This is a genomic window from Flavobacterium sp. (genome assembly GCF_039916025.1).
GTDB lineage: Bacteria > Bacteroidota > Bacteroidia > Flavobacteriales > Flavobacteriaceae > Flavobacterium.
The window spans coordinates 1-18,557 of the sequence record NZ_JBDSMB010000153.1 but is presented as its reverse complement, the minus strand read 5'-3'; the positions used below and the strand labels follow the sequence as shown (position 1 = coordinate 18,557).

General features: G+C 35.3%; 17 protein-coding genes, 3 tRNA genes and 1 other RNA gene. 12 read left to right on the top strand and 9 right to left on the bottom strand.

What is annotated here, in order from left to right; genetic code table 11:
- Positions 1 to 19 precede the first annotated feature (19 nt).
- From ABIQ27_RS11830 to ABIQ27_RS11820, 3 genes are all read left to right on the top strand, one after another.
- Positions 20 to 106: transfer RNA gene (locus ABIQ27_RS11830), tRNA-Ser, on the top strand.
- Between the two features lie 12 nt (positions 107 to 118).
- Positions 119 to 196, top strand: a tRNA-Pro gene (locus tag ABIQ27_RS11825).
- Between the two features lie 4 nt (positions 197 to 200).
- A tRNA-Arg gene (locus ABIQ27_RS11820) sits at positions 201 to 274 on the top strand.
- Positions 275 to 385: 111 nt separating this feature from the next.
- Here the strand turns inward: ABIQ27_RS11820 and ABIQ27_RS11815 are convergent.
- From ABIQ27_RS11815 to ABIQ27_RS11795, 5 genes are all read right to left on the bottom strand, one after another.
- Positions 386 to 898 (bottom strand): SgcJ/EcaC family oxidoreductase, encoded by a 513-nt coding sequence (locus ABIQ27_RS11815; RefSeq protein WP_348034105.1) that lies wholly within the window; start codon positions 896 to 898, stop codon positions 386 to 388.
- A gap of 155 nt (positions 899 to 1,053) precedes the next feature.
- Complete coding sequence (gene lpdA, locus ABIQ27_RS11810) at positions 1,054 to 2,442, bottom strand: dihydrolipoyl dehydrogenase (RefSeq protein ID WP_348034104.1); 1,389 nt, start codon at positions 2,440 to 2,442, stop codon at positions 1,054 to 1,056.
- A gap of 170 nt (positions 2,443 to 2,612) precedes the next feature.
- Positions 2,613 to 4,367 (bottom strand): ABC transporter ATP-binding protein, encoded by a 1,755-nt coding sequence (locus ABIQ27_RS11805; RefSeq protein ID WP_348034103.1) that lies wholly within the window; start codon positions 4,365 to 4,367, stop codon positions 2,613 to 2,615.
- Positions 4,367 to 5,104, bottom strand: a complete 738-nt coding sequence (gene truA / locus ABIQ27_RS11800; RefSeq protein WP_348034102.1) for a tRNA pseudouridine(38-40) synthase TruA — start codon at positions 5,102 to 5,104, stop codon at positions 4,367 to 4,369. Before truA ends, ABIQ27_RS11805 begins: the two co-directional genes overlap by 1 nt.
- A 59-nt stretch (positions 5,105 to 5,163) precedes the next feature.
- Positions 5,164 to 5,844, bottom strand: a complete 681-nt coding sequence (locus ABIQ27_RS11795; protein WP_348034101.1) for a TMEM175 family protein — start codon at positions 5,842 to 5,844, stop codon at positions 5,164 to 5,166.
- Between the two features lie 118 nt (positions 5,845 to 5,962).
- Here ABIQ27_RS11795 and ABIQ27_RS11790 point away from each other — a divergent pair, with 118 nt between their 5' ends.
- On the top strand, positions 5,963 to 6,457 hold the full coding sequence (locus ABIQ27_RS11790; protein WP_348034100.1) for a metallophosphoesterase family protein: 495 nt from the start codon (positions 5,963 to 5,965) through the stop codon (positions 6,455 to 6,457).
- Positions 6,458 to 6,543: 86 nt separating this feature from the next.
- Here ABIQ27_RS11790 and ABIQ27_RS11785 read toward each other — a convergent pair whose 3' ends face one another.
- Positions 6,544 to 6,951: a DUF4293 family protein gene (locus ABIQ27_RS11785; RefSeq protein ID WP_348034099.1), complete on the bottom strand. Its 408-nt coding sequence runs from the start codon at positions 6,949 to 6,951 to the stop codon at positions 6,544 to 6,546.
- Between the two features lie 188 nt (positions 6,952 to 7,139).
- Between ABIQ27_RS11785 and rho the strand changes: the two genes are divergently transcribed.
- The 4 genes from rho (at position 7,140) to ABIQ27_RS11765 (ending at position 12,392) form a co-directional block, all read left to right on the top strand.
- Positions 7,140 to 8,900, top strand: coding sequence for a transcription termination factor Rho (gene rho / locus ABIQ27_RS11780; protein ID WP_348034098.1), 1,761 nt, complete (start codon positions 7,140 to 7,142; stop codon positions 8,898 to 8,900).
- 84 nt (positions 8,901 to 8,984) lie between these two features.
- Complete coding sequence (locus ABIQ27_RS11775) at positions 8,985 to 9,641, top strand: hypothetical protein (protein ID WP_348034097.1); 657 nt, start codon at positions 8,985 to 8,987, stop codon at positions 9,639 to 9,641.
- Positions 9,642 to 9,788: 147 nt separating this feature from the next.
- The gene (gene dnaK, locus ABIQ27_RS11770) at positions 9,789 to 11,675 is read left to right on the top strand and encodes a molecular chaperone DnaK (RefSeq protein WP_348034096.1); all 1,887 of its coding nucleotides are present in this window, start codon (positions 9,789 to 9,791) and stop codon (positions 11,673 to 11,675) included.
- A 138-nt stretch (positions 11,676 to 11,813) separates the two neighbouring features.
- Positions 11,814 to 12,392, top strand: a complete 579-nt coding sequence (locus ABIQ27_RS11765; protein WP_348034095.1) for a hypothetical protein — start codon at positions 11,814 to 11,816, stop codon at positions 12,390 to 12,392.
- A 34-nt stretch (positions 12,393 to 12,426) separates the two neighbouring features.
- On the opposite strand, the gene ABIQ27_RS11760 is transcribed toward ABIQ27_RS11765, so the two are convergent.
- Both ABIQ27_RS11760 and ABIQ27_RS11755 read right to left on the bottom strand, forming a co-directional pair.
- Complete coding sequence (locus tag ABIQ27_RS11760) at positions 12,427 to 13,110, bottom strand: carboxypeptidase-like regulatory domain-containing protein (protein ID WP_348034094.1); 684 nt, start codon at positions 13,108 to 13,110, stop codon at positions 12,427 to 12,429.
- A 62-nt stretch (positions 13,111 to 13,172) separates the two neighbouring features.
- Entirely contained in the window at positions 13,173 to 14,249 is a 1,077-nt protein-coding gene (locus ABIQ27_RS11755) for a glutaminyl-peptide cyclotransferase (RefSeq protein WP_348034093.1), read from the bottom strand.
- A gap of 85 nt (positions 14,250 to 14,334) precedes the next feature.
- On the opposite strand from ABIQ27_RS11755, the gene ffs reads away from it, so the two are divergent.
- The 4 genes from ffs (at position 14,335) to fsa (ending at position 17,288) form a co-directional block, all read left to right on the top strand.
- Positions 14,335 to 14,432: signal recognition particle sRNA small type (gene ffs / locus ABIQ27_RS11750), an RNA gene on the top strand.
- Between the two features lie 141 nt (positions 14,433 to 14,573).
- A complete protein-coding gene (locus ABIQ27_RS11745; RefSeq protein ID WP_348034092.1) occupies positions 14,574 to 15,572 on the top strand; it encodes an enolase C-terminal domain-like protein in 999 nt (332 codons plus the stop codon).
- 120 nt (positions 15,573 to 15,692) lie between these two features.
- Positions 15,693 to 16,496, top strand: a complete 804-nt coding sequence (locus ABIQ27_RS11740) for an SDR family oxidoreductase (RefSeq protein WP_348034091.1) — start codon at positions 15,693 to 15,695, stop codon at positions 16,494 to 16,496.
- 135 nt (positions 16,497 to 16,631) lie between these two features.
- On the top strand, positions 16,632 to 17,288 hold the full coding sequence (gene fsa / locus ABIQ27_RS11735) for a fructose-6-phosphate aldolase (protein WP_348034090.1): 657 nt from the start codon (positions 16,632 to 16,634) through the stop codon (positions 17,286 to 17,288).
- Between the two features lie 119 nt (positions 17,289 to 17,407).
- Here the strand turns inward: fsa and ABIQ27_RS11730 are convergent.
- Positions 17,408 to 18,557 (bottom strand): thioredoxin-like domain-containing protein (locus tag ABIQ27_RS11730; protein ID WP_348034089.1); only part of this gene is annotated, 1,150 nt, incomplete at its 5' end.

Below are 18,557 nucleotides of genomic sequence, written 5' to 3'. Positions count from 1 at the left end.
TGAGCATTATTGAAAATCTGGAGAGTTGCCTGAGTGGCCGAAAGGACATGTTTGCTAAACATGCGTATGGGAAACTGTACCAAGGGTTCGAATCCCTTACTCTCCGCTTTTTAATTTTCGGGGTGTAGCGTAGCCCGGTTATCGCGCCTGCTTTGGGAGCAGGAGGCCGCAGGTTCGAATCCTGCCACCCCGACCAATTTGGTTCCATAGCTCAGCTGGATAGAGCAACTGCCTTCTAAGCAGTAGGTCGAAGGTTCGAATCCTTCTGGGATCACAAGATAAACCACTGAGAAATCAGTGGTTTTTTTGTTTTATAGATATTTGGTAATCAAAAAAATCCCAGCCTTTCGACCGGGATTTGTATTTTATAAGGCAGTCTGAAAAATTATTTCATCGGCATTGCAGGCATATTAGAATTATAGCAATCACGATACAAAAGCCACTTTCCATCTTCCATTTTATAAACTTCCAGTGATTTTCCTTCATCGATTAATTTCCCGTCTTTATCAGTCATTGTCCAGGCATCTTCTGCAGTCAGAGTGTTTTCGTCGCCCCAAAGTTCAACAAGGTTTAGTTTTATTTTTGTTTTTGATGTGTCGCCTTTAAACCACATTCCGAATGTTTTTTGGATAGCAGGTCTTCCTTCAGCTGATTTGTCATTTGGATTCATGAATTTAGCATCAGTCGTGTAGCAATTGGCAAGTGCTGTAGAATCTTTTGCATTGAAAGCATTTTCGAATGCTCTGTATCGTTCTTCGATTGCAGGTTTTGTGGCTGCTAAATCAAATGCTTCTTTTGCAGGTTCTCCAGAAACCGGAGTTTCTTCTGCTTTTTTACAGCTTACTGCTGTTAAGATAAATAGGGCAAGTGCAATGTTTAAGAGTTGAATTTTCTTCATAAGTAATAAATTAATAGTTAGTTATTGATTGGTTTTTTTTGACTTTTAAATTTATAAAATATTGATTGTCAATGCACATCAGTTGTGAATAGTTTTTAACAAAAAAATCCGCTAAGTTTTCACTCAGCGGATTTCTATAATTTTATTTTGACTTTTTATAAGTGAATCACTTCGCCATAAGCATCAGCCACAGCTTCCATAACTGCTTCACTCATTGTTGGATGTGGGTGGATTGATTTTAGGATTTCGTGCCCTGTAGTTTCCAGTTTACGCGCTACAACTGCTTCTGCAATCATATCGGTAACACCGGCGCCAATCATGTGACAGCCTAACCATTCGCCGTATTTGGCGTCGAAAATTACTTTTACAAAACCATCCGGCGTTCCGGCAGCTTTAGCTTTTCCAGATGCTGAGAATGGAAATTTACCTATTTTCAATTCGTATCCTTTTTCCTTAGCTTGTTTTTCGGTTAAACCAACAGAAGCAATTTCCGGAGTTGCATAAGTACAACCAGGAACATTTCCGTAATCGATTGGTTCTACGTGTAAACCTGCGATTTTCTCTACACAATTGATTCCTTCTGCGGAAGCAACGTGAGCCAAAGCCTGTCCTGGCGTTACATCTCCGATTGCATAATATCCGGGAACGTTAGTTTGAGAATAAGCGTTTACCAAAATTTTATCTTTATCCGTTGCAATGCCAACTTCTTCTAAACCGATATTTTCGATATTTGTTTTGATTCCAACTGCCGAAAGCAAAATGTCAGCTTCCAGAATTTCTTCACCTTTAGAAGTTTTTACAAAAGCTTTTACGCCTTTACCTGAAGTATCAATTTTCTCAACAGATGAATTAGTCATTACAGTTATTCCCGATTTTTTCATCGAGCGCTCAAATTGTTTTGAGATATCTTCATCCTCAACCGGAACCACATTTGGCATAAATTCAACAACAGTAACTTCGGTTCCCATTGCGTTGTAGAAATGAGCAAATTCAACCCCGATGGCACCCGAACCAACAACAATCATTTTTTTTGGTTGAGTCGGCAATGTCATCGCCTGACGATATCCAATTACTTTTACACCATCTTGCGGTAAGTTTGGCAATTCGCGTGAACGCGCACCAGTTGCGATGATAATATGATCGGCTGAATATTCAGTAACTTTTTTATCTTTATCAGTAACGTCAATTTTTTTGCCTGGTTTTAGTTTTCCAAAACCATCGATAACGTCGATTTTATTTTTCTTCATTAGAAACTGAACACCTTTGCTCATTCCGTCGGCAACGTCTCTTGAACGTTTTACAACTGCTGAGAAATCTTTGTCAAATTCCTTGATTATTAATCCATAATCAGAAGCGTGTTTTAGGTAATCAAAAACCTGTGCCGATTTTAAAAGCGCTTTGGTTGGAATACAACCCCAATTAAGGCAAATTCCACCAAGGTTTTCTTTTTCGATTACGGCTACTTTAAAGCCTAATTGTGAGGCACGAATTGCAGTAACATAACCGCCCGGACCACTTCCTAAAACAATAATATCGTATTTCATTTCAAAGTTTTTATTTGTTTTTTATCGGTGAAATGCAGTCGCCTAAGGGCTCGTGTCATTTTTCGTAATTATTTATTTAATGTAAAAATGCAGTCGCTAACGCTCGTACAATTTTGTTCTGATTTTCTAAATTAATTGAGACTGCGAATTTATGAATTTATTTTCAAAGTTTAACTCTCAACAGCAAACTGTGAATCGTATAATTTTTTGTAATAACCTTCTGTTTTGTTTACCAATTGTTGATGCGTTCCTTCTTCTACAATTTGGCCTTTATCCATCACGATAATTTTATCAGCTTTGATAATTGTTGCCAAACGATGAGCAATAACTATGGATGTTCGGCCTTTGGTAATGGTTTCGGTTGCTCTTTGAATTAATTCTTCGCTGTAAGTATCGATAGAAGATGTCGCTTCGTCTAGAATCAAAATACTCGGATTACTGACATAAGCCCGAAGAAAAGCAATCAGTTGACGTTGACCGGATGACAACATCACACCACGTTCTTTTACATCATAATCATAACCGCCGGGAAGGCTTTTAATGAATTTGTTTACGCCAATTTCTTTGGCAGCGTTAATAACATCTTCACGGGAAATTTCAGGATTGTTCAGCGTAATGTTGTTGTGAATTGTATCTGCAAAAAGAAAAACATCCTGCAAAACTATAGCGATTTGTTTGCGTAGGCTTTCCATTTTGAAATCGTTTATGTTTTGGTCATCAATATAAATCGCACCCGAATTGATTTCGTAAAAGCGATTAAGAAGATTTATGATTGTCGATTTTCCGGCACCGGTAGCGCCAACAATGGCAATGGTTTCGCCTTCATTTACTTTTAGATTGATGCCTTTCAAAACTTCTTCATCGGCAATATAACTAAAGCGGACATTTTCAAAACGGATGTTGCCATGAAAATGGCTGGCTGTTTTTGTTCCGTCATTCTGAACATCAATATCTGAATCTAAAATATCAAAAACACGATTGGCCGCAATCATTCCCATTTGCATTTCGTTGAATTTATCAGCAATCTGACGCAACGGATTAAAAAGCATTCCGATGAACATCGTATAGGAAAGCATTTGACCAGTTGTTGTAAATGGATTTCCGTTAATGATTTGCATTCCGCCATATAAAATCACAACTCCGAGTGTTATTGAAGAAATAATATCGGCAATAGGGAAGAAGATGGAGTTATAAAGAATATTTTTTATCCATGCCTGATTGTGTTTGTGGTTGATTTCTTTGAACTTTTCAAATTCGATGTCTTCCCGATTGAAAAGCTGTACAATCTTCATTCCGGTAACACGTTCCTGCACAAAAACATTCAGATTGTTAACCTGAGTTCTAACTTCTTCAAAGGCAACCTGCATTTTACGTTGAAAAATCCGGGTGATATAAACCAATATCGGCATAGCAACAACAACTATCATTGATAAATGCCAGTTCATATAAAACATTACAATTAGGCAAACAATCATCTTCAATAAATCACTGAAAATCATAAACAATCCTTGGCTGAAAATACGTGCGATTTGCTCAATATCTGAAACAGAGCGCGTGACTAACATTCCAACAGGCGAATTGTCAAAATACTTCATTCTGAAAGTTTGTATGTGAATGAATAATTTGATCCGAATATCTTTGATGATATCCTGTCCAAGCCAGTTTGCCCAATAAACAAAGTAAAATTGCGATAGTGTTTCCATTATCAGCAACAATCCCATGATGCAGACATAGGTCAAAAGCCCTGATTTACTTGCTGTTTTAATGTAACTGTCCACAGTTACTTCCAATAATAAAGGTCTGAAAGCAGCAAATACGGCAAGTAATAAAGCAAACAAAATCACACTATAATATCGGGATTTATAGGGTTTAGTGTATTTTAAAATGCGTTTAAATAAATTGGTGTCGAATGCTTTTGCTTGCATTATTTTAGGTATTCGTAATCAATCTTGGTTAAATATAATCCGTGTGCCGGAACTGAAAATCCAGCCTGGCTGCGGTCTTTACTGTCAATTATTTTTTCAAAATCTGATAAACTGATTTTTCCTGTTCCGATGTTTATCATGGTTCCAACAATGGCGCGAACCATATTTCGCAGAAACCTATCGGCGGCAATGGTAAAAACCAGTTTGTTTCCGTATTGTTTCCAATCAGCTTCAAAAATCACACAGTTGAATGTATGCACGTCGGTATTTACTTTTGAAAAACATTCAAAATCAGTATGCTTAAACAGAATTTTACAGGCTTCATTCATTTTATCGATATCCAATGGCAATTGAAACTGATAACTTCCATCATTTTCAAATACATCTTTCATCGTATGAATATGATATTCATAAGTACGTTTGGTAGCATCAAAACGCGCATGTGCTTCATCGGCAACTTTTATGATATTGAAAACAGCAATGTCTTTTGGCAAAAATGAATTGAGTTTGTGAATTAATTGCGGTATGTCAATTTCGGTTTCGGAATCAAAATGAGCAAACATTTGTTTGGCATGAACACCAGTATCGGTTCTTCCTGCGCCAACAATATCAATATCAGTTTTCAGCAATAGCGACAGAGCTTTATTAAGCGTTTCTTGCACAGAATCAGCATCAGGCTGATACTGCCAACCGTGAAAATTTGTTCCTTTATAAGCTAGTTCGATAAAATATCTCAATGTAAAAGTTCCAGAGTTTTAAAGCAGCAAAGTTACAAAGAATTTATGTTGACGAAAGGTTAAAGTTTAGCTGGTTTTAGTGTAGTTTTCTTCGCCCAAATTTTAAATGCAATAGGGAATAACATCATCCAAAGCATTGAAAGATTTTTTAATTCCGGTTCAGAAATGACATTGTAAGTTATCAGGATCAAAACAGCAGATATTGAAAAACCTATCACAGCAAATTTTCTTTTACGCAATTCTGCTTTGTGTTCAGTTAAATCAGTATTCAAACGAATTGAAGGATTATTTACGATATAATGATATAAAACGAATTGAGCTATGACACTAAACAAAATCATAAAGAGGTACATGAAAAACGGCAACATTTGTCCTTTTGCCCTGGTAATTATGGTTGCGCTAAAAGGGAACAACCCTATAAAAAAAAGTAAAACCATATTTCGTACAACCAAACCTTTATTATAATCTTTAAGCAGGCTGAACATTTTTAAATGCTGATACCAAATCGAACCGATAAAACCAAAACTCACAATATAGGCGAGTATTGTCGGGATAAGATGAGTCATAGCTGAGGCTAATGTTGCATCTGTTAATTTTACGTCTTCAGGAATTTTTATTTCGATAGCCATCAAAGTAATTACGATGGCAAACACAGCGTCACTAAACAATATCATGCGTTCGAGTTGGAATTCCTTTTTGATTTCTTCGTATGTGATTTCTTCTTGTTCGTGCGGTTTCATGCTGATTGTGTTTTGTTTAGTAATCAAATCTATAAAAAAAACTTTATTTTTTAGCAAGATTATTACTTTGTAACTTTGTCACTCATCTAAATCAGATACTGAAACAAGTTCAGCATAAATGAAGAAAATCCTTTTACTTTCAGATACTCACAGTCATATTGATGAAAAAATATTGAAATATGTTCATCAGGCAGATGAAGTCTGGCATGCCGGTGATATTGGTGATTTAAAAGTGACCGATACAATAAAATCATTGAAACCATTACGAGCGGTTTATGGCAATATTGATGATGATAAAGCGCGAATGGAGTTTCCGTTGAACAATCGTTTCCTTTGTGAAGGTGTCGATGTCTGGATTACGCATATTGGCGGTTATCCCGGAAAATATAATCAAAGGATCAGAACAGAAATCCAAAACAATCCACCGAAACTTTTCATTTGTGGACATTCGCATATTCTAAAAGTGCAGTTTGATAAAACGTTGAATTTATTGCACATGAATCCCGGGGCATGCGGTATTTATGGTTTTCATCAGGTGCGGACGATGTTGCGTTTTGAAATTGACGGCGATAAAATTCAGAATTTGGAAATTATAGAATTAGGAAAGAAATAAAGAACCTGAAACGGGTTCAGGTTAAATAAAAAACCCGAACCAATGGTTCGGGTTTTTCGCAGCACTAAAAAACTAAGTTTATAGGTTTATCGCAGTCGATCCACAGATTTTACGAGATCTTCGTCCTTTTTTATGGCTTTGTTGGCCAAAACCAAAATTACGATAGAAAGAATAGGTAAGAACATCCCAACACCCTTCTCAGAAATAGCTGTTTCTCCAGATGCGGTTAGTGTTCGATACACAAATAATCCTAATAAAATTAAATTCAATATCATATTCAATCTGCCCATGACAAATTGTTGTTGTCTTTTTTTATGTGATAAAATACTTAATATAGATAGAGTAGTACTCAATCCAAATAAAACCACATAAACTATATTGGATACAAAACGATAAGGTTTTCCTGCTGCATCATACCACAACGGAAATACATATGGTAAAACCGTAGTTATAATTATGCAGGCGATCAAGTAATAAGTTTGTGGTCTAAACATCTCTTTTTCGAATAATCTGATGCAAAAATAAAGTTTCTTTTTAATAAAATACTATTGCATGATAAAATTTTATTTGTATTATTGCATAACAAATCCGTAAGAACTTCATCAATCGGATTATTCTAAGCATTAACATCTACCCTCATTTTTACATTCCCATTATAACGATTACGATATAAATACTATTTATGTTTAACATTTCTGCCCTCAAAGAAATGAAGCTTGCTGAGCTTCAGGAAATTGCCAAATTAGCAAAAACAATTAAAGTTACCGGTGCCAAAAAAGATACGCTTATTGCGCAAATTTTGGAACACCAAAACAGTGGTGCTGCCCAAGATGAACCAAAAGCCACTGTAGAAAAACCAGCCGATAATAAAACAAAACGAGCTCGTATTTCGCCAGAAGCAAAGAAAGAAGCTGAAAACAGTCAAAATGATTTGTTTGCTGAAGAAGCTCAATTTGTTGACACGAGCGTTAGCGAACTGGCGCAGCAAAAACCAGCTTTTGAAAATAAAAATCCAAAATTCAAAAAACCACTTTTTGAAAAAAAGAATAACAACACTTCCAAAACAGATTCTGAACAACAACCAACAGAAAGTGATTTAGAAGTTGGAGAGATTGCTTCGTCCATCGCAACAACTGTTGAAGGTAATAACGAACATACGGAACAAACAGAAGCGAATCCAAACCAAAACAATGATGGCAATCAGGCTCAAAAGCAAAAGCCGCATAACCCAAACCAAAACGGGAATAATGGAAACGCCAACGCAAATAACAACAATCCAAATTTTAAAGGTAAAAAACAAAATAATTTTCGGGATTCAGATTTTGAGTTTGACGGAATTATTGAAAGTGAAGGCGTACTCGAAATGATGCCTGATGGCTATGGTTTCCTGCGTTCTTCAGATTATAACTATTTGGCTTCACCTGATGATATTTATCTTTCGACTTCACAAATCAGATTGTTTGGTTTAAAAACCGGAGATACTGTAAAAGGTGTGGTTCGCCCTCCAAAAGAAGGCGAGAAATTTTTTCCTTTAGTAAAAGTTTTAAAAATAAACGGACATGATCCGCAAGTCGTTCGTGACAGAGTTTCATTTGAACATTTAACTCCAATATTTCCACAGGAAAAATTCAATATTGCGGATAAGCAAACCAGCGTTTCTACCAGAGTAATTGATTTATTTTCTCCAATCGGAAAAGGACAACGTGGAATGATAGTCGCGCAGCCAAAAACCGGTAAAACGATGTTGTTGAAAGACATTGCGAATGCCATTGCTGCAAATCATCCTGAAGTTTATTTGATAGTTTTACTGATAGACGAACGTCCTGAAGAGGTGACCGATATGCAACGAAGTGTTCGTGGTGAAGTTATCGCTTCTACCTTTGACAGAGAGCCTTCTGAGCACGTTAAAATTGCAAATATTGTTCTTGAAAAAGCAAAACGTTTGGTAGAATGTGGTCACGATGTTGTGATTTTATTAGATTCTATTACGCGTTTGGCAAGAGCTTATAATACTGTTCAGCCAGCATCTGGAAAAGTGCTTTCTGGTGGAGTTGATGCGAATGCGCTGCAAAAACCAAAACGTTTCTTTGGAGCTGCTCGTAATGTAGAAAATGGCGGTTCATTAAGTATCATCGCAACAGCATTAACAGAAACTGGTTCAAAAATGGACGAAGTAATCTTTGAAGAATTTAAAGGAACAGGTAATATGGAATTGCAATTGGATAGAAAAATTGCCAACCGTAGAATTTTCCCTGCTATCGATTTAACTTCTTCAAGTACGCGTCGCGACGATTTATTATTAGATCCAAATACATTGAAACGTATGTGGATTCTGCGTAAGTTCCTTGCCGATATGAATCCGGTGGAAGCAATGGATACGATTAATGATAAGATTAAGAAAACCCGAAACAACGAAGAATTCCTCATCTCGATGAATGATTAAAATATAAAATCCCAACCTTAGAGTTGGGATTTTTTTTGGCACGGGCTTTGGGTAGCAGTTGGCAACCTTTAAAACCAACTCCTTATGAAAACCAACCGCTTGCTCAGAATGTTATCCCTATTGGCTTTTTTATTATTAATGGCACCGTTTTACGATATGTGCAATGGTCGCGGAATGAAATCTGCAGATGCGAATGCGGAAGTTGCAGTAGATTCAACAGCTGTAGCTCCTGATAGTTTATCAGCTGTAATTGATACATCTCAGGTTAATAAAGTTGATATTGATACTATTAGTAATTCAGTGAAAGCCGAAGAAATACCTTTTTATCAGAAAGCTTATGAATTTATTGATGATGACAATTCCGAAAGTGCATTTGAATATTCAAAAATATTTATTGACCAAGCTCAGGAATTCAATTATAAAGAGTATAAAAAAGGAATCAAAAAAGACGGATGTAGTGGTTTATTTTTCCATTTAAAAAATCTCTGTTTTTTGTTTATTTCCATATTAACCTTTCTCAATCTCATTTTTTCATTTTCGAAAAAGACAAATTGGATTTATAAAATATCAAAAGTTAACTTAATTCTTCTTTTTGTTACAGTAATTTGTTTATTTCTGGAAGGTTGGTTTGAAACAATCACCCAAATCAAATGGGGTTATTATGCTTTTATAATTACCAATATTCTTATTTTCTATTACTCAAAAACAAATAAATCCCCAATCCTAAATCGCAATTCCTAAATCAAAAATGTCATCTTGTCATACATTTTTCGCAATAAATACTCAAAAACTGACAATTTATTTTGATTTGCCGCTTGGCACAGTCATTGCCTTTGGACAAACCAAGTTATAAAAAACAGACAACTCAAAATATAAAAATTAAAGAAAATGGGAAAAATAATTGGAATTGATTTAGGAACAACAAACTCGTGCGTTTCAGTAATGGAAGGGCAGGAAGCTGTAGTAATTCCTAATTCTGAAGGTAAAAGAACAACACCATCTATCATTGCTTTTGTAGAAGGCGGTGAAATTAAAGTTGGTGATCCTGCCAAAAGACAAGCGGTAACCAACCCAACAAAGACAGTTGGTTCTATCAAACGTTTTATGGGACACACTTATGCTGAAACTACAGGCGAAGCTAAAAAAATGCCTTATAGTGTTGTAAAAGGTGACAACAATACACCACGTGTAGATATTGATGGTCGTTTATACACACCACAGGAATTATCAGCAATGGTACTTCAAAAAATGAAAAAAACAGCTGAAGACTATTTAGGTCAAACTGTTACAGAAGCAGTTATCACTGTTCCTGCTTACTTTAATGATGCGCAACGTCAGGCTACAAAAGAAGCTGGAGAAATTGCTGGTCTTAAAGTAATGAGAATCATCAATGAACCAACTGCTGCGGCATTAGCTTATGGATTAGACAAAAAAGGACACGATCAAAAAATTGCAGTTTACGATTTAGGTGGTGGTACTTTTGATATTTCTATCCTTGAATTAGGAGACGGAGTTTTCGAAGTATTGTCAACAAATGGCGATACTCACTTAGGTGGAGATGACTTTGACCAAACAATCATTGACTGGTTGGCAGATGAATTCAAAGCTGAAGAAGGAATTGATTTGCGTTTGGATCCAATGTCATTACAAAGAATTAAAGAAGCGGCTGAAAAAGCAAAAATCGAATTGTCATCTTCTGCTGAAACAGAAATCAATTTGCCTTACGTTACGGCTACAGCTTCCGGACCAAAACACTTAGTAAAAAAATTAACAAGAGCTAAATTCGAGCAATTGTCAGATACTTTAGTAAAACGTTCAATGGAACCAGTTGCTAAAGCATTAAAAGATGCAGGTTTATCTACTTCAGATATTGACGAAGTTATCTTAGTTGGTGGTTCTACAAGAATGCCAAGAATTGCTGATGAAGTTGAAAAATTCTTTGGTAAAAAAGCATCAAAAGGAGTAAATCCTGATGAAGTTGTAGCTATCGGAGCTGCTATTCAGGGTGGCGTTTTATCTGGAGATGTAAAAGATGTATTGTTACTTGACGTTACACCCTTATCTTTAGGTATCGAAACTATGGGTAATGTGATGACTAAATTAATCGAGTCAAACACAACTATTCCAACAAAAAAATCGCAAGTATTCTCAACAGCTGCTGACAACCAACCAAGTGTGGAAATCCACGTATTGCAAGGTGAAAGAACTATGGCTGCTGATAACAAAACAATCGGTCGTTTCCACTTAGACGGAATTCCACCATCACCAAGAGGTGTTCCTCAAATTGAAGTTACTTTTGATATTGATGCTAATGGTATCATTAAAGTATCTGCTACTGATAAAGGAACAGGTAAATCTCATGATATTCGTATCGAAGCTTCATCTGGCTTGACCGCTGAAGAAATAGAAAGAATGAAAAAAGATGCTGAGATGAATGCTGATGCTGATAGAATTGCAAAAGAAAGAGCAGAGAAATTGAACGAAGCTGACAGTATGATTTTCCAAACAGAAAGTCAATTGAAAGAATTGGGAGATAAAATTTCTGACGATCATAAAGTAGCAATCGAATTAGCTTTGACTGAATTGAGAATGGGACACCAATCACAAGATTTAGAAGCTATCCAAAAAGGTCTTGACAATGTAAATGCAGCTTGGAAAACAGCTACAGAAGCAATGTATGCACAAGGAGAAGCTGGTCAGGCGCAAGACGCACAGCCACAAGCCGATACTCAAGGTGACAATACACAAGATGTAGAATTTGAAGAAGTAAAATAATGTAGAGACGTGGCATGCCACGTCTAAAAAAGCAGAAAACCGTTCCATGTATTTGGGACGGTTTTTTTATTTAACATTTACCGAATAAATTATTTTGTACATTGGCTGTCTGTTTTTTAAACCCCTTATTTAATTGCTATGAAAAAAATATTTTTGTTTTTGTGTGTTGGATTGTTGTCTTTGAATGGGTTTGCCCAAAAAAAAGCAACACCAAAGAAGTCCACAACAACTGCGTCTGCATTTCCTAAACTCGATAACCTGCAGGTTGAAGTTAAAAATGGTAATTTTCAGGTCACAATTAATGAAAAAGGAAAAGCCAGTGATGCAATGATTGTAAAATCAGCTGATGCTACATTTGCGCCAACAAATTGCAAGTTGAGTTCTTTTACTGCCAGTGGTGTAAAGTTGTATTTACTTACGTGGACAGAAATGAATACCATAAAAACTGGTTCAAAAACAGAAGAGAGAACTACAATTTATTCTGTAATTTATGAGATAGCTTCTAAAAAACAAGTGTATTCTAATTATCAATTGACGAATCACATTACTGAAATCAAGTCTTTGGGTGGTACAGCCGCTACCGAAACGCAGGAAAGACTGAAAAGAGAAGGTTTTGAATTTGCACTAAATCCGGATGGTTCAGTAACCCTGAAAAACAAAACCCAACAAGCTGTTTATGTTTATGACAAAGACAAAATGGAGTTCAAAAAAAAATAAAAAAAATCCTCTCAGAAATGAGAGGATTTTTTGTTTAATATTTATACTTGCTTTTATGGAAAAGGCGACCAAAAAAAGTGCGTTTTTTGACACTAATAGCACCAAGAGTTCCTTCAAGCATTTGAATTGGAATATTCATTTTTAAATCAAAATTGTTTTTCCTTGAATCTTTGATTTGATATTCCATATCGGTTAATCCAACAAAGCTTACAATTAAGGTGTCACCAATATGAGCTTTTATAGCATATTTCCCATCAATATCTGTTTGAACTTTAGTAGATGTTCCTTTAATAGAAACTATAGCTCCAGGCAACGGACCAGTTTTATCTGAAACAATTCCCGAAACTTCAATTTCTTCTTTCAAAGGAGTTGCAATAAACTTTCCTAAAACTCTTCTGTCAGTCTGCTCAACTTTTACTTCTCCTTGTGCTACAGCTTCATTTATACTTAACAAACTTATTAATGCAGTTGTTGTGGCAAGCCAAAGCGTACTTTTTTCTTTTGGCTTAACCAAATCACGATCGAGTTGTGTATTCAAAAATCGTCCGCAGAGATTGTTGTTTTTCTCAAAAGCGTTGATGATTTCCCTGTCAGATGAAGAAGTGAAATCAAATACTTTCTTTTGGCACGAATCACAAAACCTGCCTTTGTCAGCTTGTGTCATGGCTTGCCAGTTTTCGTGACAAGGTTGAGGAATAGAGATATTAATTTTGGTCATAAGAAACATGTTTCTTTATAAGAGTTCTTTTTTGACCAAAAGGTTGGGAGCACTTAAAAAAATTATTCTGAAACTTTTAGCTCAAATGTTTTGTCCCAGTTTTTTCCGGTTACGAAAATGGTATTTGTCTTTTTGTTGTAGGCAATTCCGTTTAAAACATCCGCTTTTGGATTCTTTATCTTTGCTTTTAAAGCTGTTAAATCCAGAACCGCTTCAACAGCACCCGTTTGTGGATTGATAACCGCAATAGCATCTTTTGTCCAGATATTGCCATAAATTTTTCCATTAATCCATTCGAGTTCGTTGACGCTTTTAATTTTACTGTCGTTGGTATACACATTTATAAAATCGGTAAGCTTTTGATTTTCAGGATCCATTGTCCAGATTTTTTCCGTTCCGTCAGATTGATAAATGTTTTTACCATCATTCGTCATTCCCCAGCCTTCGACGTTTTTATCGAAATTAAAAATTTTCAGTTGCTTCATCGTATTGGCATCATATATAAATCCGATTTTGCTTTGCCAGGTTAATTCATAAAGTTTATTGTTCAGCACAGTAATGCCTTCACCAAAATGCTTTTGGTCAATTAGTACTTTTTTATATGCTTTTCCGGTTTTATAATCAATTTTGGCTACATACGATTCACAATCATTCCCTGAACCGGTGCTTTCCATTAAGGTGTCGTTATAAAATTCAAAGCCTTCGGTAAACGCATTGATATCGTGGTCATAAGTGTTGACAACAGTATAATTCAATAATTTAGGAACAATTCCGGAAGCCACTTCTACTCTGGTTTTGGTAGAAATCGTATCGCCTTCGTAATAGACTAAGGCTTTCACGTTTTGATAGCCTAATTTTTTGCCATTCAAATCCAAAGTGAATTTGCCATTACCTTTCACAGAAGAAATCCTTTTATCATTGACAAAATATGCAATACTGTCTATCGTTTTGTTTTTATTGTTTATCAATGTCAAATCTACTTTATCCGTCGCCTGATACATTGTTTTCAATGTGCTGTCATCAAAACTAAAATAGTTTTCTTTGTCGTGTTGACTATCACCACAACTCGCAGCGTTGAGTGCTGATAAAATAATAATTGACGCTAATAAAATGGTAATTAATGGTTTATGGATTCTCATTTGGCATATTTAATTTTTCACTCACAAATATATTTATAAAGCTTTTAAATTCTTGCAAAAAAATAAAAAGATTGTATATTTGCATCGGCAAGTCCTACACGACCAGCTCCTGCAAAATCCTCCAGGATGGGAACATAGCAAAGGTATGTGGTTGAGCGGTGCGATGTAGGTCGCTTGCCATTTTTTTATTCTGAACTTGTTTACACTAAATTTATTTCAGGGTTTCAGAATCTTCCAAATAATTTGAAATTCTGTCCGAACATTGTTTCGGATTTTTTATTCAATCTGAATTCATTTCAGATTCTAACGATTAAACTTTCTTCAATGGTTTTATCATGGCAAATAGTACGATTTCAACTCAAGGAAACCTTTGCCATCGCTTATGGAAATTACACACACAGAGAAGCTTTAATCATAACACTTGAAAAGAGTGGAAGCAGAGGCTATGGCGAATGCACCTCCATTGATTATTATCACATTAACCTTTCTGATTTCGAGCAGATTTTAACCAAAATCAAAACTCAGGTTGAAGGTCAAAGCATAATTCATCCAACCGAATTTTATAACTTTCTTTTATCATTAGAGTTGCCAAGTTTTCTTCGATCAGCATTAGATTGCGCTTATTGGGATTTGTTTGGCAAACTCGAAAAGAAAAGCTTTTTGGAACTGAATAATATCGATTTCAATAAACTTCCGGATTCTTCAATAACCATTAGCGTTGATAGTGTTGAAAATCAAATCAAAAAAATCGAGCAATCTGCCTGGACAAAATTCAAAGTCAAGTGCAATCATTTTAATGAAAATGATATTGCTAAGCTTTTAGAATTGGATACGACTTTAGCTCTCGATTCAAATGGAAGTTTTATCAATGAAAATTGTCTTTGGTTAGAGAATAATGAAACGGTTTCTAAGTTTGCCTATTTGGAACAACCGATGAAACCTGGTTCTGAGAATTATGAAGTTTTGCATGCTGATAAATTTGCCAATTGGATGGCTGATGAAGATTGTCAGGATATTTCAGCCTTAAAAGAATTAAAGCAACATTACAGAAGCATTAATATCAAACTGGTAAAATGTGGCGGATTAACACCAGCTTTAGAAATGATTTCTGTTGCTAAAGAATTAAATTATAAAATCATGATCGGCTGCATGACCGAATCTACAATCGGAATTTCGGCTGGTGCTGTTTTAGCGCCGTTTTGTGATTACGCCGATTTGGATGGCGCGAATTTAATTGCTAATGATATTGCCAAAGGAAGTGAAATTGTAAATGGTAAAATTCATTTGAGCGAAAATCATGGATTGGGAATTTATACTGATTAGTTTTTTATCTTTAACAACTGAAAAATAAGAATATAGAACATAGAAAATAGAGCATAGAGATTCAGTTTAAGATATAACAGTCTATTCTCTATATTCTATTCTCTTTTATCTTTTTTAAAAATGAGCAAAGTAGTTTTAATCACAGGCGGTTCTTCGGGCATCGGAAAAGCCATTGGAGAGTTTTTATTCGATAAAGGATTTACTGTGTATGGAACAAGCCGTAATCCGGAGAAAATTACCAATTCAGTATTCCCTTTGATTGCTTTGGATGTTCGTAATGCTGAAAGTATTAAACAAGCAGTTGAAAAAGTGATTTCTATTTCAAAACGAATTGATGTTGTCATCAACAATGCCGGAGTTGGGATTACGGGACCAATTGAAGAAACGCCAACCGACGAAATGCGGAATAATTTCGAAACGAATTTCTTTGGTCCGATTGAAGTTATCAAAGCGGTTTTACCACAAATGCGTGAACAAAAATCAGGTTTGATTATCAATATTACTTCCATTGCCGGATATATGGGTTTGCCTTACCGCGGAATTTATTCAGCTTCAAAAGGCGCGTTAGAAATTGTATCCGAAGCCATCAGTATGGAAGTCAAAGGATTTGGAATTAACATCACAAATGTAGCTCCGGGAGATTTTGCTACAAAAATCGCTTCTGGAAGATATCACGCACCGCTTATCATTGGTTCAGCTTATGAGATTCCATATGGAAATACGTTGAGTCAAATGGACGAACATGTTGAAAGCGGAAGCAATCCGGATGAAATGGCAATGGCAATCTATCAAATCATTAATGAGAAAAATCCAAAGCTGCATTACAAAATTGGTGCTTTTATGCAAAAGTTCTCTATCATTTTAAAACGAATTTTGCCTGACAGAATCTACGAAAGTGTGTTGATGAATCATTATAAGCTTTAAGGTTCTGAGTTGCTAAGGCACTAAGTGGCTAAGAAAAAAACCTTAGAACCTTAGTGCCTTAGAACCTAAAAAAAATATGTACTTTTGCACCACGAAATTAAAACACAACTTTTTACACATATAAACATTTAGATTATGAAATTTTTTATTGACACTGCTAACTTAAAAGAAATCAAAGAAGCTCAGGAATTAGGCGTACTTGATGGCGTTACAACAAATCCTTCGTTGATGGCAAAAGAAGGAATTACCGGAAAAAACAACATCTTAAAACACTATGTTGACATTTGCAATATTGTCGATGGCGATGTAAGTGCCGAAGTTATTGCGGTTGATTATGACGGAATGATTAAAGAAGGAGAAGAATTAGCTGAGTTACATCCACAAATTGTTGTGAAAGTACCTATGACCAAAGATGGAGTAAAAGCCTGTAAATATTTCTCAGATAAAGGAATCAAAACCAATGTTACTTTAGTGTTTTCAGCTGGTCAGGCATTGTTGGCAGCTAAAGCAGGCGCAACCTATGTTTCTCCTTTCTTAGGAAGATTAGACGATTGTTCTACAGATGGTTTGGCATTGATTCAGGAAATCCGCGATATCTACGATAACTACGCTTTTGAAACTGAAATCCTGGCCGCTTCTATTCGTCACACAATGCACGTTGTAAATTGTGCCAAAATTGGTGCTGATGTAATGACCGGACCATTATCATCAATTTTAGGATTGTTAAAACATCCTTTGACAGATATCGGTTTGGCTCAGTTCTTAGCGGATTATGCTAAAGGAAATCAATAGCCTTCAGCGCTTAGCTGGCAGCTCTTAGAAATAAATAATCCCGATTCTAATTTAAAGAATCGGGATTTCTTTTATATAATAAAAAATGGAGCTGATTGCTATAAGCTGACGGCTAAATTCTACTTCAAATTCTCTTCAAACTGGGAATCAAATATATTGGTAAAAGCATTTTTGATTAATCCTTTGTCATCAAGAATTATCGTTCGGTGTATTTTATTGATTGCCCATTTGTTTTTTATAGTTTCAAAATCAGAGCAATGCAGTTCAGTTACGCCTTGGAACTTATATTTATTTAAAGTTGCTTTCCAATCTTCTTGACTATCATTGATATTTACAGCTACAAAATTATACTGAGGAAATTTAGATTTCAGCGCCATTACTTTAAGGTGAACTGCTTCAAAATGCGACTTGGCTTTTTGAGTCCAGAAGAAAAATATCGTATTTGGTTTAGTCAGACTTGCTAGTGCAATAGAATTTCCGTTTGCATCTATCAAAGGAACTTCGGGTAATGCATTACCAACTTTCAGCATCTGGATAGCATTGCAAATAGCTATTATTTCATTCTTCTTGCTCTTATCGGTCGAGAATTTTTTATAAGTATCTAAAAACTTATTGTTATTAGTCATGTTCTGATCTTCGAGCAAATAGGTAAAAGCAATATTGTTAAGAATATTATTTTTCACCATTTTATTTTTAATCAAAGTATCCGCAATGGTCATTTTATTGATGTTGGTTTTCAAAGCCAAATCTTTTTCACTAAAATGATTGTGATAATTTATCGTCCCCATATTATTCAGCATATGCGACAAGTACATCACATAAGGCGCATAATTTGAAAGTGCTACATTGTTGAAGTCAATATTCTTTCTGTAGTCATAATAATTAGCAGGTAATTTTTCAATCATATCTTCACCGGTTCTGATTTTATGAACCAACGGATATAATTCTTTTTTGGAATAATAATTAAAGTCTAAAGATGCTTTGGCAAAAATATCAAAACCGTCACTCCATTTAATTTCCTGTTTTTTGGAGTTATAAAAAGCTGTCGCTTTAGAATAATTTGAATCGATTTCTTTTGAAAAGTCTTCAAAATTGTCATCGAAATATTCAAACATTTTGTATTTGTCTTTTTCATTTTTCAAATACATTTCCATCAGGAAATTATTTTTTTCTCCGCCACGGCCACAAAAAGCAATTGACTCATCAAATTCTCTCGAATTCACACGAACCATGATACTATCGTTCTTATCAAAATATACATATTGATAT

Excerpts from the sequence above, each read along its gene's own strand:
- ABIQ27_RS11815 (WP_348034105.1), bottom strand. The coding sequence starts at position 898 with ATGAAGAAAATTCAACTCTTAAACATTGCACTTGCCCTATTTATCTTA.
- lpdA (WP_348034104.1), bottom strand. The coding sequence starts at position 2,442 with ATGAAATACGATATTATTGTTTTAGGAAGTGGTCCGGGCGGTTATGTT.
- ABIQ27_RS11805 (WP_348034103.1), bottom strand. The coding sequence starts at position 4,367 with ATGCAAGCAAAAGCATTCGACACCAATTTATTTAAACGCATTTTAAAA.
- ABIQ27_RS11795 (WP_348034101.1), bottom strand. The coding sequence starts at position 5,844 with ATGAAACCGCACGAACAAGAAGAAATCACATACGAAGAAATCAAAAAG.
- ABIQ27_RS11790 (WP_348034100.1), top strand. The coding sequence starts at position 5,963 with ATGAAGAAAATCCTTTTACTTTCAGATACTCACAGTCATATTGATGAA.
- ABIQ27_RS11785 (WP_348034099.1), bottom strand. The coding sequence starts at position 6,951 with ATGTTTAGACCACAAACTTATTACTTGATCGCCTGCATAATTATAACT.
- rho (WP_348034098.1), top strand. The coding sequence starts at position 7,140 with ATGTTTAACATTTCTGCCCTCAAAGAAATGAAGCTTGCTGAGCTTCAG.
- ABIQ27_RS11775 (WP_348034097.1), top strand. The coding sequence starts at position 8,985 with ATGAAAACCAACCGCTTGCTCAGAATGTTATCCCTATTGGCTTTTTTA.
- dnaK (WP_348034096.1), top strand. The coding sequence starts at position 9,789 with ATGGGAAAAATAATTGGAATTGATTTAGGAACAACAAACTCGTGCGTT.
- ABIQ27_RS11765 (WP_348034095.1), top strand. The coding sequence starts at position 11,814 with ATGAAAAAAATATTTTTGTTTTTGTGTGTTGGATTGTTGTCTTTGAAT.
- ABIQ27_RS11760 (WP_348034094.1), bottom strand. The coding sequence starts at position 13,110 with ATGACCAAAATTAATATCTCTATTCCTCAACCTTGTCACGAAAACTGG.
- ABIQ27_RS11755 (WP_348034093.1), bottom strand. The coding sequence starts at position 14,249 with ATGAGAATCCATAAACCATTAATTACCATTTTATTAGCGTCAATTATT.
- ABIQ27_RS11745 (WP_348034092.1), top strand. The coding sequence starts at position 14,574 with ATGGTTTTATCATGGCAAATAGTACGATTTCAACTCAAGGAAACCTTT.
- ABIQ27_RS11740 (WP_348034091.1), top strand. The coding sequence starts at position 15,693 with ATGAGCAAAGTAGTTTTAATCACAGGCGGTTCTTCGGGCATCGGAAAA.
- fsa (WP_348034090.1), top strand. The coding sequence starts at position 16,632 with ATGAAATTTTTTATTGACACTGCTAACTTAAAAGAAATCAAAGAAGCT.